Source organism: Bacillus sp. JJ1127, assembly GCF_036965845.1.
Taxonomy (GTDB): domain Bacteria; phylum Bacillota; class Bacilli; order Bacillales; family Bacillaceae_G; genus Bacillus_A.
In genome coordinates, this window is record NZ_JBALQK010000152.1 from 1 (window position 1) to 15,617 (window position 15,617).

Annotated in this window: 14 protein-coding genes and 2 riboswitches; of the genes, 3 read left to right on the forward strand and 11 right to left on the reverse strand. The window is 36.6% G+C overall.

What is annotated here, in order from left to right:
- Positions 1-378 precede the first annotated feature (378 nt).
- The 6 genes from V7183_RS15680 to groES form a co-directional block, all read right to left on the reverse strand.
- On the reverse strand, positions 379-1,890 hold the full coding sequence (locus V7183_RS15680) for a sensor histidine kinase (RefSeq protein WP_097898441.1): 1,512 nt from the start codon (positions 1,888-1,890) through the stop codon (positions 379-381).
- A complete protein-coding gene (locus V7183_RS15685) occupies positions 1,874-2,575 on the reverse strand; it encodes a response regulator transcription factor (RefSeq protein ID WP_097898440.1) in 702 nt (233 codons plus the stop codon). The genes V7183_RS15680 and V7183_RS15685 overlap by 17 nt, the downstream gene beginning before the upstream one ends.
- Positions 2,576-2,718: 143 nt before the next feature.
- A complete protein-coding gene (locus V7183_RS15690) occupies positions 2,719-4,044 on the reverse strand; it encodes an NCS2 family permease (RefSeq protein WP_335360120.1) in 1,326 nt (441 codons plus the stop codon).
- 126 nt (positions 4,045-4,170) lie between these two features.
- A riboswitch (purine riboswitch) is annotated at positions 4,171-4,272 on the reverse strand.
- Positions 4,273-4,436: 164 nt separating this feature from the next.
- Positions 4,437-5,975 carry a glutamine-hydrolyzing GMP synthase gene (gene guaA, locus V7183_RS15695; RefSeq protein WP_141523334.1) on the reverse strand — a complete coding sequence of 513 codons (1,539 nt, stop codon included), beginning with the start codon at positions 5,973-5,975 and terminating at the stop codon, positions 4,437-4,439.
- Positions 5,976-6,134: 159 nt separating this feature from the next.
- Positions 6,135-6,236, reverse strand: a riboswitch (purine riboswitch).
- Positions 6,237-6,407: 171 nt separating this feature from the next.
- Complete coding sequence (groL, locus tag V7183_RS15700; protein ID WP_097898438.1) at positions 6,408-8,042, reverse strand: chaperonin GroEL; 1,635 nt, start codon at positions 8,040-8,042, stop codon at positions 6,408-6,410.
- Between the two features lie 37 nt (positions 8,043-8,079).
- The gene (gene groES / locus V7183_RS15705; protein WP_000917306.1) at positions 8,080-8,364 is read right to left on the reverse strand and encodes a co-chaperone GroES; all 285 of its coding nucleotides are present in this window, start codon (positions 8,362-8,364) and stop codon (positions 8,080-8,082) included.
- Positions 8,365-8,800: 436 nt separating this feature from the next.
- Here groES and V7183_RS15710 point away from each other — a divergent pair, with 436 nt between their 5' ends.
- Positions 8,801-9,550: a CPBP family intramembrane glutamic endopeptidase gene (locus V7183_RS15710; RefSeq protein ID WP_097898437.1), complete on the forward strand. Its 750-nt coding sequence runs from the start codon at positions 8,801-8,803 to the stop codon at positions 9,548-9,550.
- Entirely contained in the window at positions 9,547-9,738 is a 192-nt protein-coding gene (locus V7183_RS15715; RefSeq protein ID WP_097898436.1) for a YdiK family protein, read from the forward strand. The genes V7183_RS15710 and V7183_RS15715 overlap by 4 nt, the downstream gene beginning before the upstream one ends.
- A 28-nt stretch (positions 9,739-9,766) precedes the next feature.
- Here V7183_RS15715 and V7183_RS15720 read toward each other — a convergent pair whose 3' ends face one another.
- Positions 9,767-10,396, reverse strand: a complete 630-nt coding sequence (locus tag V7183_RS15720) for a redox-sensing transcriptional repressor Rex (RefSeq protein WP_335360121.1) — start codon at positions 10,394-10,396, stop codon at positions 9,767-9,769.
- A gap of 186 nt (positions 10,397-10,582) precedes the next feature.
- Here V7183_RS15720 and V7183_RS15725 point away from each other — a divergent pair, with 186 nt between their 5' ends.
- On the forward strand, positions 10,583-12,508 hold the full coding sequence (locus V7183_RS15725) for an ABC-F family ATP-binding cassette domain-containing protein (protein ID WP_335360122.1): 1,926 nt from the start codon (positions 10,583-10,585) through the stop codon (positions 12,506-12,508).
- A 283-nt stretch (positions 12,509-12,791) separates the two neighbouring features.
- Here V7183_RS15725 and tsaD read toward each other — a convergent pair whose 3' ends face one another.
- From tsaD to tsaE, 4 genes are read right to left on the reverse strand one after another with little or no spacing between them, the layout of a single operon-like run.
- The gene (gene tsaD, locus V7183_RS15730) at positions 12,792-13,808 is read right to left on the reverse strand and encodes a tRNA (adenosine(37)-N6)-threonylcarbamoyltransferase complex transferase subunit TsaD (protein ID WP_097898433.1); all 1,017 of its coding nucleotides are present in this window, start codon (positions 13,806-13,808) and stop codon (positions 12,792-12,794) included.
- Entirely contained in the window at positions 13,808-14,251 is a 444-nt protein-coding gene (gene rimI, locus V7183_RS15735) for a ribosomal protein S18-alanine N-acetyltransferase (RefSeq protein ID WP_097898442.1), read from the reverse strand. Before rimI ends, tsaD begins: the two co-directional genes overlap by 1 nt.
- A gap of 11 nt (positions 14,252-14,262) precedes the next feature.
- On the reverse strand, positions 14,263-14,955 hold the full coding sequence (tsaB, locus tag V7183_RS15740) for a tRNA (adenosine(37)-N6)-threonylcarbamoyltransferase complex dimerization subunit type 1 TsaB (protein ID WP_335360123.1): 693 nt from the start codon (positions 14,953-14,955) through the stop codon (positions 14,263-14,265).
- The gene (tsaE, locus tag V7183_RS15745) at positions 14,936-15,409 is read right to left on the reverse strand and encodes a tRNA (adenosine(37)-N6)-threonylcarbamoyltransferase complex ATPase subunit type 1 TsaE (RefSeq protein ID WP_335360124.1); all 474 of its coding nucleotides are present in this window, start codon (positions 15,407-15,409) and stop codon (positions 14,936-14,938) included. The genes tsaB and tsaE overlap by 20 nt, the downstream gene beginning before the upstream one ends.
- Positions 15,410-15,617 lie beyond the last annotated feature (208 nt).

Consider the following 15,617-nt stretch of genomic DNA (forward strand, 5'->3'; position numbering starts at 1 on the left):
TTTTCAGAGAACTTGTTTGCCGCTCATTTGCGACTTCCTTATATTAACATTTCTTTGTTTCAATGTCAACTAAGTTTTTTATTTCGTTTGCCGCGTTTTGCTTTGTTGCTATCAGCGACTCGTATAATATTACACCTCATTTATATAATCGTCAATATGTTTTTCTAAAAAATTTAAAAAGACTTACCTAGTACATAACTATCAAGTTAACATTAACTATAGTCATACTATTACTTCCCCCTTATTTGCTGTACTGTTTTATATGTCAAAAGTAAATAATCATTAATATAACGAGATTAGGAAAGACCAAATCAATATGCAATTTGGTCTTTTAATTAATATGCGATTTACAGTGTTTCTCCATCAAACTATATTTATTTACTTTTCTTCTATAATTGGTAGCGAAACGATAAACTGAATAACCCCATCTTCATATTCAGCTCGAATTTCTCCCCCTTGAAGTTCAACAATACTTTTTGCGATCGCAAGTCCAAGCCCTGATCCTTCTGTTACTCTACTTCTGGACTGATCCTTTTTATAAAAACGCTCAAATAAATTTTCTAATTCTTCTCTCGTGAACTCTTCGCTATGATTCGCAACGGTGATTTGGATATTTCGGCGTTGCCTTTGAAGCGAAACTTTAATCTCTCCATTATCCTCACTATATTTAATAGCATTCATTAATAAATTTTCAAACACACGAACCATCTTCTCTGAATCAATGGCAACATACACACGTTCTTCAGGAATTTGCTTCATAAATATAAGACCATGTTCTTCTGCTTGCGGCACTAGCTCTTCTATTAATTGCTCAAGAAGTTCATTTATGCACACTGCTTGTTTTTCTAATACAATGCTTTCATTCGTTAATTTTGTATACTCAAATAAATCTTCTATTAAATTCTTCAACTGCTCCGATTTTGAAAATGCGATTCTCATATACTCATCATGCTGCTCCTTACTCTCATATTTAGAATCACGTAATAAACGTAAATATCCCATAATAGAAGTAAGAGGTGTTCGTAAATCATGCGATACATTTGTGATGAGTTCATTTTTTTGTTTTTCTAATTTACGTTCTTTTTCAATATTAATCATAAGTTGTTCAGCCATATTATTAATATTCCCTGTTAATGATGCAATTTCATCTTGCCCTTTCTTCTCAATACGATATGCAAGATTTCCTTTTTCAATCTCTTTTACTCCTTGAGCCATCGCTTCAATCTGTTTCATCTTTCTTTTTGTTATATAAAAGAAAGAAAAAATAAAAACAAAAACACCAATCAAAAACGGAAACGGCCCCTCTGTTGTCTCATATATTACTTCCCCTTCAGGAATCCCACTTACGAACATATACAAGTTTTTATCTTCAATTGTAATTGGTGAAAAAGCTATAAATTCTTTTCTTGATGTTTCAAAGTTATTCTTATAATTTGAATAATCAATAGCAAATGATGTCGCATTACGAATTGTATTATGCAAATTAATTTGTTCTTCTTGCGCCTGCTTCGTTTTATATAACACTTTTCCACTTTCATCAGTAATAAATACTTTTAAAGCTGTATGCCCTGCCTCTATATTTTGATTTTCTCTTTCTATCATATCCTGCAAAGCATCTAACTTATTGTCAGTAACCATCATTTCCGCTGTACTTTGGACTTGATTATTAATACTCCTCATTCCAGCACTATAATCAATTGTAGCCCTTCGATTTGCATTTTCAAAAAAAGGTGTCAAACCATTCGCTATAAATAGCCCTAATAATGCACAGGCAATAAAAGTAGTTATAAGCTGGATCCGTATGCTCCGGCGAACACTCTTTAGTACTCTTTCAATTAATCCCCTTATTTTCTTATACGCATAGGTAAACGGCTTAAATATCTTTCTCAATCTTATATCCCACTCCCCACACTGTTTTTATATACCTTGGCTTCCTTGGATTTTCTTCAATCTTTTCACGCACTTTTCGAATATGTACCATTACAGTATTATCAGATTGAAAGGACCTTTCATTCCAGACCTTTTCATAAATTTGCTCAGCACTAAAGACTATACCTGAATTACGAGTTAGCAACTCTAAAATAGAAAACTCTCGTGGTGTTAATTTCACCTCTTCATCCATAACAGTCACTTCATGTGTCGCTACATTTATCTTCATATCTCCAATTTCAATCTCACTTTCATTTTGAACAACAAATCCATTCATTTTCATATATCGACGAAGCTGCGATTTAATCCTTGCTATAAGTTCTAGCGGATTAAATGGTTTCGTTACATAATCATCCGCTCCTGTTGTTAACCCTAAAATTTTATCCATGTCCTGTGTTTTCGCTGATAACATAATAATCGGCATCTCTTTTGCTTCTCTTACTTTCATACACATATGAATCCCATCAATTTTTGGCATCATAATATCTAACACAACTAAATGCACTTCATTCTTTTCTAATATATCTAATCCCTCTGCTCCATCCCCAGCTTGCAACACTTTATATCCTTCATTTTTTAAGTAAATTGCAATTAAATCCCTAATTTCTTTTTCGTCGTCTACAACAAGTATTGTTTCTTGCCCCACAATATCGCCCCCAAAAAACTTTTAAACTCCCTATTTCTTATTATAAGAAAACTTCTGAAGAAAAACGGAACGAAATCCTTAAGATTTTCTGAAGACGCAAAAAGGTCTAGACTCTCCTTAGTCTAGACCTTTCAAAAACCCCTCTATTGACGAACGTAGATAAAATATAATACGAATAAGACTCCCAGTACATACATAATTGGATGAATTTCTTTACGGCGACCACTTACAACCATCGTAATTGGATAGAAGATAAATCCAATCGCAATCCCTGTTGCAATGCTATACGTAAGTGGCATAGAAATAATTGTGAAGAATGCTGGTACTGCAATCTCGAATTTCTTCCAATCAATTTCTCCTAAAGACGAAACCATCAAAATCCCTACAATAATTAAAGCCGGTGCCGTTACAGACGGCGTCACAACACTCAATAATGGTGAAAAGAAAAGTGCTAACAAGAAAAATCCGGCTGTTACAACTGCTGTAAATCCTGAACGTCCTCCCGCTGCTACCCCTGCAGACGATTCAATGTAAGACGTTGTCGTAGATGTACCAAGAATCGCACCAATTACAGTTGCAATCGCATCTGCAAATAACGCTTTTCCTGCACGTGGTAATTTATTGTCCTTCATTAACCCCGCTTGATTCGCAACTGCAACAAGTGTACCTGCTGTATCAAAGAAGTCGATAAAGAAGAACGTTATAATCACAATCCCCATTTGAACAGTGAAAATATCTCCGAAGTGATTTAGCGCCACACCGAACGTAGGTTCCAGACTTGGAATTGCGCCCACTACAGCTTTTGGTGTATCAATTAATCCTGTCGTTACACCCAAGATTGCTGTAAGAATCATCCCATAGAAAACTGCACCATTTATCTTTTTAATCATTAAGATAATCGTAATAACTACACCGAAAATTGCAAGCAATGTTGTGCCCTTTGTTAAATCCCCCAATCCAACAAGAACAGCATCGTTTTTCACAATAATTCCGGCATTTTGAAAACCAAGAAAAGCAATAAATAAACCAATACCTGCTGCTACCGCGAATTTTAGCTCCGCTGGAATCGCATTAATAATTTTTTCACGAATACCAGAAGCAGTAAGAATAATAAAAATAATACCTGACATTAACGTTCCGGCAATCGCTGTTTGCCACGGAATCCCCATTGTTAACACTGCTGTATAAGCAAAGAACGCATTGATTCCCATTCCTGGTGCTAAAGCAATCGGATACTTTGCAAAAATCCCCATAATCAGTGAACCAATGGCGGCTGCTAATGCAGTAGCAACAAATACCGCACCTGGATCCATTCCTGTCCCTGCTGGTAATCCTTTAATATTTCCCAGCGACAGCGTAGCAGGATTGACAAATAATACATAAGCCATAGATAAAAATGTCGTTAGCCCTGCAACGAACTCTGTTTTATAGTTCGTACCGAGCTCATCGAACTGAAAATAACGCTTCATTCTACGTTTCCCCCGTTATATAATTGCTCGTCGTAATCCTCCCCAGCCCTCTTTTATCCATAAAAATAAAAAAGGCTTCCATTGCATATATGGAAGCGTTCTGTAAATAAAGGTAGGCTAATCCCTTCCTTTATGAAAACGCCTCGTAGTCAAGCCATTTACGGTAGCTAGGTAGAAACTTTCGGGCCATATCCCCGATATTATACGACGGCTGTAATATTCATTTTTCGTATCAATTACATACTCATATTAACTCACATATAGGTGTATGTCAATTTAAAAAGCGAACATTTTACACATTTATTTATTTTTCGTTCGTATAAACTATAAAAAAAGATCCATCTATGCATAAAATCATAGATGGATCTTCCTTTAAATAAATAAACCTTATTCTATTCCCACTCGATTGTTGCTGGTGGCTTAGAAGTAATATCATACACAATGCGGTTAACGTGTTTTACTTCGTTTACGATACGTACAGAGATTTTCTCTAACACATCCCAAGGAATACGTGCCCAGTCAGCTGTCATACCGTCAATTGATGTTACCGCACGGATACCTACTGTGTAATCGTAAGTACGCTCGTCACCCATAACACCTACGCTGCGCATGCCAGGAAGTGCAGTGAAGTATTGCCAAACTTCACGGTCTAAACCTGCTTTTTGGATTTCCTCACGTAAAATCGCATCAGATTCACGAACGATTTCTAATTTTTCTTCTGTAATTTCGCCTAATACACGGATACCAAGTCCAGGACCTGGGAATGGTTGACGCCATACGATTTCATCAGGAATTCCTAATTCTGATCCTAATACACGTACTTCATCTTTAAATAATGTGTTTAAAGGCTCAATTAGTTTAAATTGCATATCTTCTGGAAGTCCACCAACGTTATGGTGAGACTTAATCGTTTGTGCAGTTGCTGTCCCACTTTCAACAATGTCAGTGTACAGTGTACCTTGCGCTAAGAAGTCCATTCCTTCTAATTTAGAAGCTTCATCATCGAATACGTAAATGAATTCATTACCAATGATTTTGCGTTTTTGTTCTGGATCTTCTACACCTTTTAACTTGTTCATGAAGCGTTCTTTTGCATCCACTTTAATAACGTTCATGTGGAAGCCTTCGCTAAATGTTTTCATAACACCTTCTGCTTCACCTTTACGAAGTAAACCGTGATCAACGAAAATACATGTTAATTGGTCACCAATCGCTTTATGAATTAATACTGCTACAACAGAAGAGTCTACGCCGCCACTAAGTGCGCATAGTACTTTTTTATCGCCAACAGTTTCACGGATTTTCTCTAATTCTACTTCAATAAAATTCTCCATGTTCCAGCCTTCAGAGCAACCACATACGCCGAATACGAAGTTTTTAATTAAATCATTACCGTGCTCAGAGTGACGTACTTCTGGGTGGAATTGTACACCGTATAAGTTTTGTGCTTCATTGCTCATACCAGCAATTGGACAAGACTCACTTGTTGCGTCTACTACGAATCCTTCTGGTAAACCAGTTACTAAGTCACCATGGCTCATCCATACAACTTGCTCTTCTGGAAGATTCGCATATAATTTTGATTCGTTCTCTACTTTAAGAACTGCTTTTCCGTACTCACGATGGTTTGCACGCTCTACTTTTCCACCAAAGTGTTTTGTCATAAGCTGCATGCCGTAACAAATACCGAAAATCGGTAAACCTAGGTCAAAGATTTTTTCGTCACAGTGGAATGCATTCTCACCATATACGCTATTTGGTCCACCAGAGAAAATAATCCCTTTTGGATTCATTGCTTTAATTTCTTCTGCAGTAATTGTATGCGGATGAAGCTCACTGTACACACCGAACTCACGAATGCGACGTGCAATTAACTGATTGTACTGACTTCCAAAGTCTAAAACGATAATCGTATCGTGCTGTTTTTTCAAAATAATCACCCCAACGTTAGTTCTATATATAAATATTTTCACCAATTTGGCAAAAAGCATTACCCATATAATAAAAAAAGCCAGTCCTCCGCCCTCAGTCTCATAACAAAGAAAAGGCAGGGGTCTAGCTTTATAAAGATATACTCCGCTCTTTATAAATATAAGACGCACTGCCTTCATAGTCAGGTTGTTTACGGTAACCCGGTAGAGACTCTCAAACCATATCATTGAGGATATATGAAGGATTGTTTTATATTATCTTCCTAGATTCTAACAATGAAGTATCAATACGGTCAAGAGAGAAAGCGACAAAATTCTACAGAAATTAGTTTCTCCGTGCGACAGAACCTTTATTACTATAATTTTTTTACATCTTACAACAAAAAAACATCCACCTCTATATAGAGATGGATGTTCGGCTGACGGATGAAATTACATCATTCCGCCCATACCACCCATGCCCATGCCGCCCATGTCAGGCATTGCTGGAGCATTTGGTTCTGGCTTGTCAGCAACTACAGCTTCAGTTGTTAAGAACATAGCTGCAACAGATGCTGCGTTTTGAAGTGCAGAACGAGTTACTTTTGCTGGGTCTACGATACCAGACTCAAGCATGTTTACCCATTCGCCTGTTGCTGCGTTGAAACCAACGCCTACTTTTTCGCCTTTTAAGCGTTCTACAACAACAGATCCTTCTAGACCAGCGTTAATTGCGATTTGACGAACTGGCTCTTCTAATGCACGAAGTACAATGTTGATACCTGTTGCTTCGTCGCCTTCAGCTGCAATACCAGCCACTTTAGTGTATACGTTCATAAGTGAAGTACCGCCACCTGCAACAATACCTTCTTCTACTGCTGCACGAGTTGAGTTAAGTGCATCTTCAATGCGAAGTTTACGCTCTTTTAACTCAGTTTCAGTTGCTGCACCTACTTTAATTACTGCTACGCCGCCTGCAAGTTTAGCAAGACGCTCTTGTAATTTTTCACGATCGAATTCAGAAGTTGTTTCTTCTAATTGTGCACGGATTTGACCGATGCGAGCTTCGATTTGTTCTGTGTTACCTACACCTTCAACTACAGTTGTGTTTTCTTTCGTTACAACAACTTTACCAGCGCGTCCTAAAGATGCAACTGTAGCCGATTTTAAGTCACGTCCTAATTCTTCAGTGATTACTTCGCCACCAGTTAAGATTGCGATATCTTCTAGCATTGCTTTACGACGGTCACCAAAGCCAGGAGCTTTAACAGCTACTACATTGAATGTACCACGAAGTTTGTTTACTACTAATGTAGCTAAAGCTTCGCCTTCTACATCTTCTGCAATGATAAGAAGTGGTTTACCTTGTTGTACCACTTGCTCTAACACTGGCAAGATTTCTTGGATGTTAGAAATCTTTTTGTCAGTGATTAAGATATATGGGTTATCAAGTACTGCTTCCATTTTGTCAGAATCAGTAATCATGTAAGGAGATGCATATCCACGATCAAATTGCATACCTTCTACTACATCTAATTCTGTTGTGAATCCTTTAGATTCTTCTAATGTAATAACGCCGTCGTTACCAACGCGCTCCATTGCTTCAGCAATTAATTTACCTACTTCTTCATCATCAGCAGAAATAGCAGCTACTTGCGCGATAGAAGATTTACCTTCGATTGGTTTAGAAATCGTTTTTAATTCTTCTACTGCTGCAACAACAGCTTTTTCGATACCTTTACGAAGACCCATTGGGTTCGCACCAGCTGTTACGTTTTTTAAGCCTTCACGAATCATAGCTTGTGCTAATACAGTCGCAGTTGTTGTTCCGTCACCAGCTACGTCATTTGTTTTGCTAGCAACTTCTGCTACTAATTTTGCACCCATGTTTTCGAATGCATCTTCTAATTCAATTTCTTTTGCGATTGTTACACCATCATTTGTAATAAGTGGTGAACCGAATTTTTTCTCAAGTACAACGTTACGACCTTTTGGTCCAAGCGTTACTTTTACTGCATTTGCAAGAGTGTCGACACCGCGAAGCATCGAACGACGTGCTTCTTCACTAAATTTAATATCTTTTGCCATAATATTTGACCCCCTTGGATTTTTAAAATGTATATAATTAACCGATAACTGCTAAAATGTCACTTTCACGTAAAATCAAGTAGTCTGTACCTTCATATTTCACTTCAGTACCTGCATATTTTGAGAAGATGATAAGATCACCTGCAGCTACCTCTAAAGCAACACGCTCACCATTTTCAAGCACTCGACCAGTACCTACTGCAATAACTTTACCCTCTTGTGGTTTTTCTTTTGCAGTGTCTGGTAATACAATACCACTTGCTGTTTTTTCTTCTGCTTGAACAAGCTCAATTACAACGCGATCACCTAATGGCTTTAGCATGAACAATAACCTCCTCATTTTTTATGTAAATTTCCTTTATTAGCACTCAAGACTCATGAGTGCTAACACACTTATAATAATAAATAATCTCATTTTCTTTTGCAAGTAAAAAAATCATAATTTTTTCGCAAATTGCTAGATACACTTTTTCTATACGTCCTCCTAGAAAAGAACAACTTGATTATCGTTGTAACTATTCTCAAGAAAGCCTTCCGTATATGAATCGGCGTTTCCACTTATCGTATGTTACAATATGAAAGACGCCATAAATTGTTTTCTCTATAAGTACAGCATTTTCCTGTCTTCTATTTCATTTTCAAAGAAAGATTTACAAAAAAATCATAATATGAATGGTTATTACGTATACTCGGCTGGATGTTTACATGTTATCCCGCCTTATCTCATAAACTAGGGTTAGAAAGGATGGTTAACCAATTTGAAAAAACAATATTGGTGGATTATAGTTACATATATTCTTATGCAATTATCAGGTATTGTTGGATTACCACTTCTTGTGAAAACTGGACTATATAATAATAGAGGATTCACCCAAGAAGAAAAAATACAACTAGTGACTGGTCACTGGGCAATCATTAGCTTCTTTATTGCATTATGTATTGTACTTTTTCTGCTTAGAACAGATATTCGAGAGAGGCATTTAGATACAAAACGTGCTAGTATTCCTGCCGCAGTTGGCTGGATCTTTATTGGTTTCTTCTTAGCTCTCTTTTCCCAAACAATTGCAGGCACGATTGAAATGCGCTTACTAGGTATTAAGCCTGGTTCCGAAAACACGGAACACTTAATGGAAATTGCAAGAACTACACCATGGTTCCTTATTGTTATATCGATAATCGGACCTATTTTAGAAGAGATTGTGTTTAGAAAAATTTTATTTGGTACATTGTATAAGAAATTTAACTTCTTTATTGCAGCTATTATTAGCTCGCTTGTATTTGCAGCAATTCACTTTGATTTTTCACATCTATTGGTATACACTTCCATGGGTTTTGTATTCGCATTTTTATATGTAAAAACGAGACGGATTATTGTCCCTATCATGGCCCATGTTTCAATGAATACAATGGTCGCGTTAATTCAAGTCGTAATGAGTAATGAACAAATACAGGAAATGATTAAAGAAGCTGAAAAAATGCAAGGCTTTATCGGAGGATTTTTAATATGAGGAACTCACCATTGTTCATGGCAGCACTATATTTCCTGCTTGGATGTGTTTTTGTACGCCTCGCAATTATGAACGTTACAGATACAATCTGGAACCCTTGGACACTACTGTTTGCAGCTATGGCAACAATTGATTTTAATTTGGCACTTCGTCTTATCTTAGTCAAATTTACAAAGAAAAAACAATAATAAAACGCAGAGGATTTTCCTCTGCGTTTTATTGTGGATAATTTTTCAAAAAGTAAACAAGCGTTTGTAATTCTACGGCTAAATCAATATGATGAATTCGTATATTTTCTGACACGTTTAATCGTGCTGGTGTAAAATTTAAAATTCCGTGTACAGCTGTATCAGCCAATCGATCTGCCACAGCTTGTGCAACGGTAGCAGGTACTGTTAATATTGCCACTTGTATATCACTTTTTAGACGCTCTTCTAGTTCATCTAAATGATATACAGGAATTCCTCCGATTTCTTTTCCAACTTTCTCTTCATTGATATCAAAGGCCATTTCAATTTTTGTATTATTATTTTTCGTGAAATTGTAATGTAAGAAAGCGGTCCCTAAATTACCCACTCCAATAAGTGCCACACGTGTTATATCATCTTGATCGAGCGTTTCACGGAAAAAGGATAGTAAATAATTCACATTATAACCATATCCTTTTTTTCCTAACGCTCCAAAATATGAAAAATCTCTTCGAATCGTCGCGGAGTCTACCTTCACCGCTTCACTCAATTCTGCTGATGAAACACGTTGCTTACCAGAAAGAGATAAGTTTTGGATAAATCGATAGTATAGAGGCAATCGTTTGGCAGTGGCCTGTGGAATCTTCTGTTGATCCATATAACCTCTCCTCTCTTCCTATCTTTGTTCCTATACCTGAAACAAATAGAAAAGTTTAGCACTTATGACTTTCCTTGTATAATAAAGAGAGAAGAATTCTCTCTTTATTTTAAACTATACACTATTTTTAGTATGATTGAGAAATATAAACATGGCAAAGTTAAGAAATTATTTGAGGTGAAAACATTGATTTTATTACAAGTGAATGGGCTTTCAAAATTATACGGTGCTGAAACAATCCTTGCAAACATTAAATTAGAGGTTCAAACGAAAGATCGTATCGCACTAGTCGGACGAAATGGAGCCGGAAAATCTACATTATTAAAAATAATTGCCGGAGAGTTATCTCATGATGGCGGTGAAATTATAAAACCAAAAGATGTTTCAATTGGTTATTTAGCTCAAAATACCGGCCTCGAAACTTCTTTAACAATTTGGGATGAAATGCTAACTGTCTTTACACACTTGCAGCAAATGGAGAAAAAACTTCGAAGGCTAGAGCATGAAATGGGGCAAGAAGAGAACTTTTCAAATGCTACTACGTCCGAAAAATTACTCGCTGATTATGATCAATTGCAACTAGATTATAAAGATCAAGGCGGTTATCAATATGAGGCTGATATTCGTTCTATTTTAAGTGGTCTCGGTTTTCCAACCGAAACACACCAAACGACAATTTCTACATTAAGCGGTGGCCAAAAAACACGATTGGCTCTCGGCAAATTATTATTAACAAAACCAGATTTACTCATCTTGGATGAGCCAACAAACCATTTGGACATCGATACACTAACATGGCTTGAACAATATTTACAAGGCTATCCAGGAGCTATTCTAATTGTTTCCCACGATCGCTACTTTTTAGACAAGCTTGTTACACAAGTATATGAAATTTCTAATAAAGAAAGCAGACGATATGTTGGTAACTACAGTAAGTATTTAGAGCTAAGAGCTGCACTATATGAACAGGAAATGAAGCGTTATGAAAAGCAACAAGAGGAAATTGCTAAACTCGAAGACTTTGTCCAAAAGAATATCGCCCGTGCATCTACAACAAAACGTGCACAAAGTCGCCGTAAGCAATTAGATCGAATGGAATTACTGACTAGACCATTAGGTGACTCTAAATCAGCATCCTTTCACTTTGATATCGAGAAACAAAGTGGTAACGACGTCTTACAAGTAAAAGATGTTTCAATTGGATACGACCATGAGCCTGTTATTGAACATGTGAATATGCGCTTAACCCGTGGTGATAGTGTTGCATTAGTCGGACCAAATGGGATTGGAAAATCTACATTATTAAAATCAATTGTGAATAAATTGCACACGTTAAGCGGTGAGGTTTCTTTCGGTTCGAATGTATCTATTGGATACTATGATCAAGAACAGGCAAACTTAACATCGTCTAAGCGTGTTTTAAATGAATTATGGGATGATTATCCACTACAGCCAGAAAAGGAAATTCGTACTATACTCGGTAATTTTTTATTCACAGGAGATGATGTATTAAAACCTGTTTCTTCTCTTAGTGGCGGCCAAAAGGCACGATTAGCCTTAGCGAAATTAATGATGCAAAAATCTAACCTGCTGATTTTAGATGAGCCAACAAACCATCTTGATTTAAATAGTAAAGAAATTCTAGAGAACGCCTTAATCGATTATCCAGGAACTCTTTTATTCGTTTCTCATGATCGCTATTTTATTAACCGTGTCACAACTACAGTCGTTGAGTTATCAACAGATGGTGCACAGGAATATTTAGGTGACTATGACTACTATATCGAAAAGAAAAATGAAATGATTGAGCGTGCTGAATTTGAGCAACAAGAGGAAGAAGCACCTATTCAAAAAAACATTGCTCAAGAAAAATTAAGTTATCTTGAAGAAAAAGAGCGTAAAAAGCTAGAACGCCAGCGTATTCGAAAAATTGAAGAACTGGAACAAAACATCGCGAAATTAGAAGAGGAGATCGAAGCATTAGAAGACCAGCTTTGTCTACCTGAAGTATATGCAGATTATGAACGAGCAAGTGAAATTACAAACACAAAACAAACATTACAAGAACAACTAGAAAAACATATGGCAGAATGGGAAGAATTACACATGTAACCTTTCTATATTTACGTAATAAAAACAAGGTAGCCAAAGAATATTTAGCTACCTTGTTTGTTGTTTATATGAAAAATATAGATTAATCAAAAGTCTGACCTCTATCTGTTTATCCACAACATTATACACATATCCACCTTTAATATATAAAGATAAAAATAACTTTTCCACATTACCCACAAAATATAAAAAAGTTATCAACATTTTATATTCACAATAAAACCCACATTATCAACAGATAATGTGGGTTTTATCCACAGGTTGTGGTTAATTTTGTGTATAACTATGCTTCAATATCTAAACCTGGGTTTGCATTTAAGGCTAATGTTGCACGTTTCCCTTGTTCATATGCAATTGTCCCTGCTGCTGCAATCATTGCTGCATTATCTGTGCATAAAGATAATGGTGGAATGATTAGTTCCATATGCTCTTTTTTCGCAAATTCTGCTTCTAAGCGTGCTCGAAGCCCTTTATTTGCTGCTACGCCCCCAGCAAGAAGCACCTGTCTTACATTGTATGCTTCAGCTGCACGTGCTGCTTTCGTTACTAATACATCTATTACACTTTCTTGGAAGCTCGCTGCTAAATCTTCTGGAGCAATTTCTTCGCCTCGTTGTTTTGCGTTATGCACAGTGTTGATAACTGCTGATTTCAATCCACTAAAGCTAAAATCATACGAATCTGGTTCTAGCCATGCACGTGGTAAATCAATCGTTGGCCTTCCTTCATGAGCAAGACGATCAATATGAGGACCGCCTGGGTATGGCATAGATAACGTACGCGCCACTTTGTCATATGCTTCTCCCGCTGCATCATCTCTTGTTTCACCAATTACCTCAAACGAGCCATGTTCTTTCATATAAACAAGCTCTGTATGTCCTCCAGATACAACAAGTGATAGCAATGGGAATTCTAGCTCTTTTACTAAGCGGTTCGCATAAATATGACCAGCGATATGATGAACACCAACAAGAGGAATATCATGAGCAAAAGCAACAGCTTTAGCCGCATTTACACCAATTAAAAGTGCACCTACTAAACCAGGGCCTTCTGTCACTGCAATTGCATCAATATCTTCAAAAGAGATATTTGCTTCTTTTAAAGCTTCTTCTAATACAACTGTAATTTGTTCTACGTGATGACGAGATGCAATCTCTGGTACAACTCCGCCAAAACGCTTATGACTTTCAATTTGTGATGCAACAATATTTGCCACTATTTCTGTTCCATTTTTAACAATCGCTACAGCTGTTTCATCACAGCTTGTTTCAATACCAAGTATAATCGTATTTTTTTCCATTATATATTCACCCACATTACAAGACCATCTTCATAATTGTCTGTATAGTATCGTTTACGAATCCCGCCATTTTGGAATCCATACTTCCGGTATAACTGTTTTGCTACTTCATTTGAAACGCGAACTTCAAGTGTCATCGTTTTTGCTCCCATTTCCTTCGCTTGGTCCATTACTTCTTTAAGCAAAGCCTCCCCAAGCTTTTGACCACGATATTCTGGCAAAATAGCTATATTTGTTATATGTGACTCATCAATAATAATCCACAATCCACAATATCCAATTACCAGACCATCCTTTTCTATAACAACATAATGTGCATATTCGTTCATCGTTAATTCACGGTGAAATGCATCGGCAGTCCAAGGAGTTGGGAAAGACGCTTCTTCAATAGCTACAATTTGAGCAATATCATCAGTCGTCATCTTTCTAAATGTAATATCCATTTCGACAGCTCCTATTTTTTTTGACTTTCTAACCATTTTGTTTCTGCCTCTGCTAGACGAAGATAGCTCGGAACAAATGTATGTACACTTTGTTCTTCCTTTTGTAATCCTAAAAATGCTAGCTCACTTGGTCTTGGATTATTCTTTGTAAAGGAAGCAAATACAGCTTGATCTCCTAAATATTCTATAATCGTTTCTTTATGCAGCTTTACATCATTACCGATAAATAGAACAGGTTGTCCCTTATCCTTTAACATCTGTAACCAATCCACAATAAGAATAATACGATCATCTTCTATAGAAGTTAGCTTTTCTTCTTCATATGTATACAAGCCTGTATAAACTTGTCCACGGCGTCCATCAAATAAAGGACAAATAACTCCTTGGAAATTACCCCCGTTAGCAGCTACCACTTCTAAACTAGACACACCAACAATCGGTATTTGCAATGACCATGCTAACGTTTTCGCAACCGTCACGCCTATGCGAACGCCTGTATACGAGCCAGGGCCAGCTGCTACAACGATTTTATCTAGCTCTTTCGGTTTTACATTACATTCCTTCAGAAGTTGTTCTACAGCTGGCATAAGGCGTACAGAATGATTTTTTGTTAAATTTGTAATGATTTCCCCAACAACAGTGTTTTCCTCAATAAGAGAAACACCCATTACGTAATTTGAAGTATCAATTGCTAGTACTTTCATTTTGTAATAGCTCCTCACATAATCTAATATAGCGTTCTCCATTTGGTTCTAATACGATTTTCCTTGTATCATTCCCTGCATGGAATAAGCTAACTTTTAAATTTTCATTTGGTAAATATGCTTCTATTAAATGAGCCCATTCCACTACCGTTATACCTTCGCCATAAAAATACTCATCAAATCCTAAATCTTCTTCACTTTCCGCTAAACGATATACGTCCATATGATAGAGCGGTAGTCTTCCTTTGTACTCCTTAATAATATTGAATGTAGGACTATTTACAACTCTCTTCACACCAAGGCCCTTTGCTAGACCTTTTGTAAATGTCGTCTTACCAGCGCCAAGATCTCCTTCTAAAATAAGTACATCTTGTGCTCTAACAAGTTGTCCCAGCTTTTCTGATAATTTTTGTGTTTCCTCAGAAGACATTGTTGTTATTTCATATTTATTCAAAGGTTTCACCTACTTTACTCACAATATTCTCTGCTCTTTATTATACAGATTTTTTCGCGTTGTTTCATTTTGAACATATAAAAAAGACCTTAGGAGTTTTCCTAAGGGTAAGTTTGACTGTCTTTATAAGTTTTCTTAAAAATAAATAAAAAAATACGAAACAACTTGTTTCGTTCTTTTCTTTATATAAAATGGCGGTCCCGACCGG

What these genes read in the sequence shown, in the direction of transcription:
- V7183_RS15690 (WP_335360120.1), bottom strand. Translation starts at nt 4,044, where the DNA reads ATGAAGCGTTATTTTCAGTTCGATGAGCTCGGTACGAACTATAAAACA.
- groL (WP_097898438.1), bottom strand. Translation starts at nt 8,042, where the DNA reads ATGGCAAAAGATATTAAATTTAGTGAAGAAGCACGTCGTTCGATGCTT.
- groES (WP_000917306.1), bottom strand. Translation starts at nt 8,364, where the DNA reads ATGCTAAAGCCATTAGGTGATCGCGTTGTAATTGAGCTTGTTCAAGCA.
- V7183_RS15715 (WP_097898436.1), top strand. Translation starts at nt 9,547, where the DNA reads ATGAGGAACTCACCATTGTTCATGGCAGCACTATATTTCCTGCTTGGA.
- V7183_RS15720 (WP_335360121.1), bottom strand. Translation starts at nt 10,396, where the DNA reads ATGGATCAACAGAAGATTCCACAGGCCACTGCCAAACGATTGCCTCTA.
- tsaD (WP_097898433.1), bottom strand. Translation starts at nt 13,808, where the DNA reads ATGGAAAAAAATACGATTATACTTGGTATTGAAACAAGCTGTGATGAA.
- rimI (WP_097898442.1), bottom strand. Translation starts at nt 14,251, where the DNA reads ATGGATATTACATTTAGAAAGATGACGACTGATGATATTGCTCAAATT.
- tsaB (WP_335360123.1), bottom strand. Translation starts at nt 14,955, where the DNA reads ATGAAAGTACTAGCAATTGATACTTCAAATTACGTAATGGGTGTTTCT.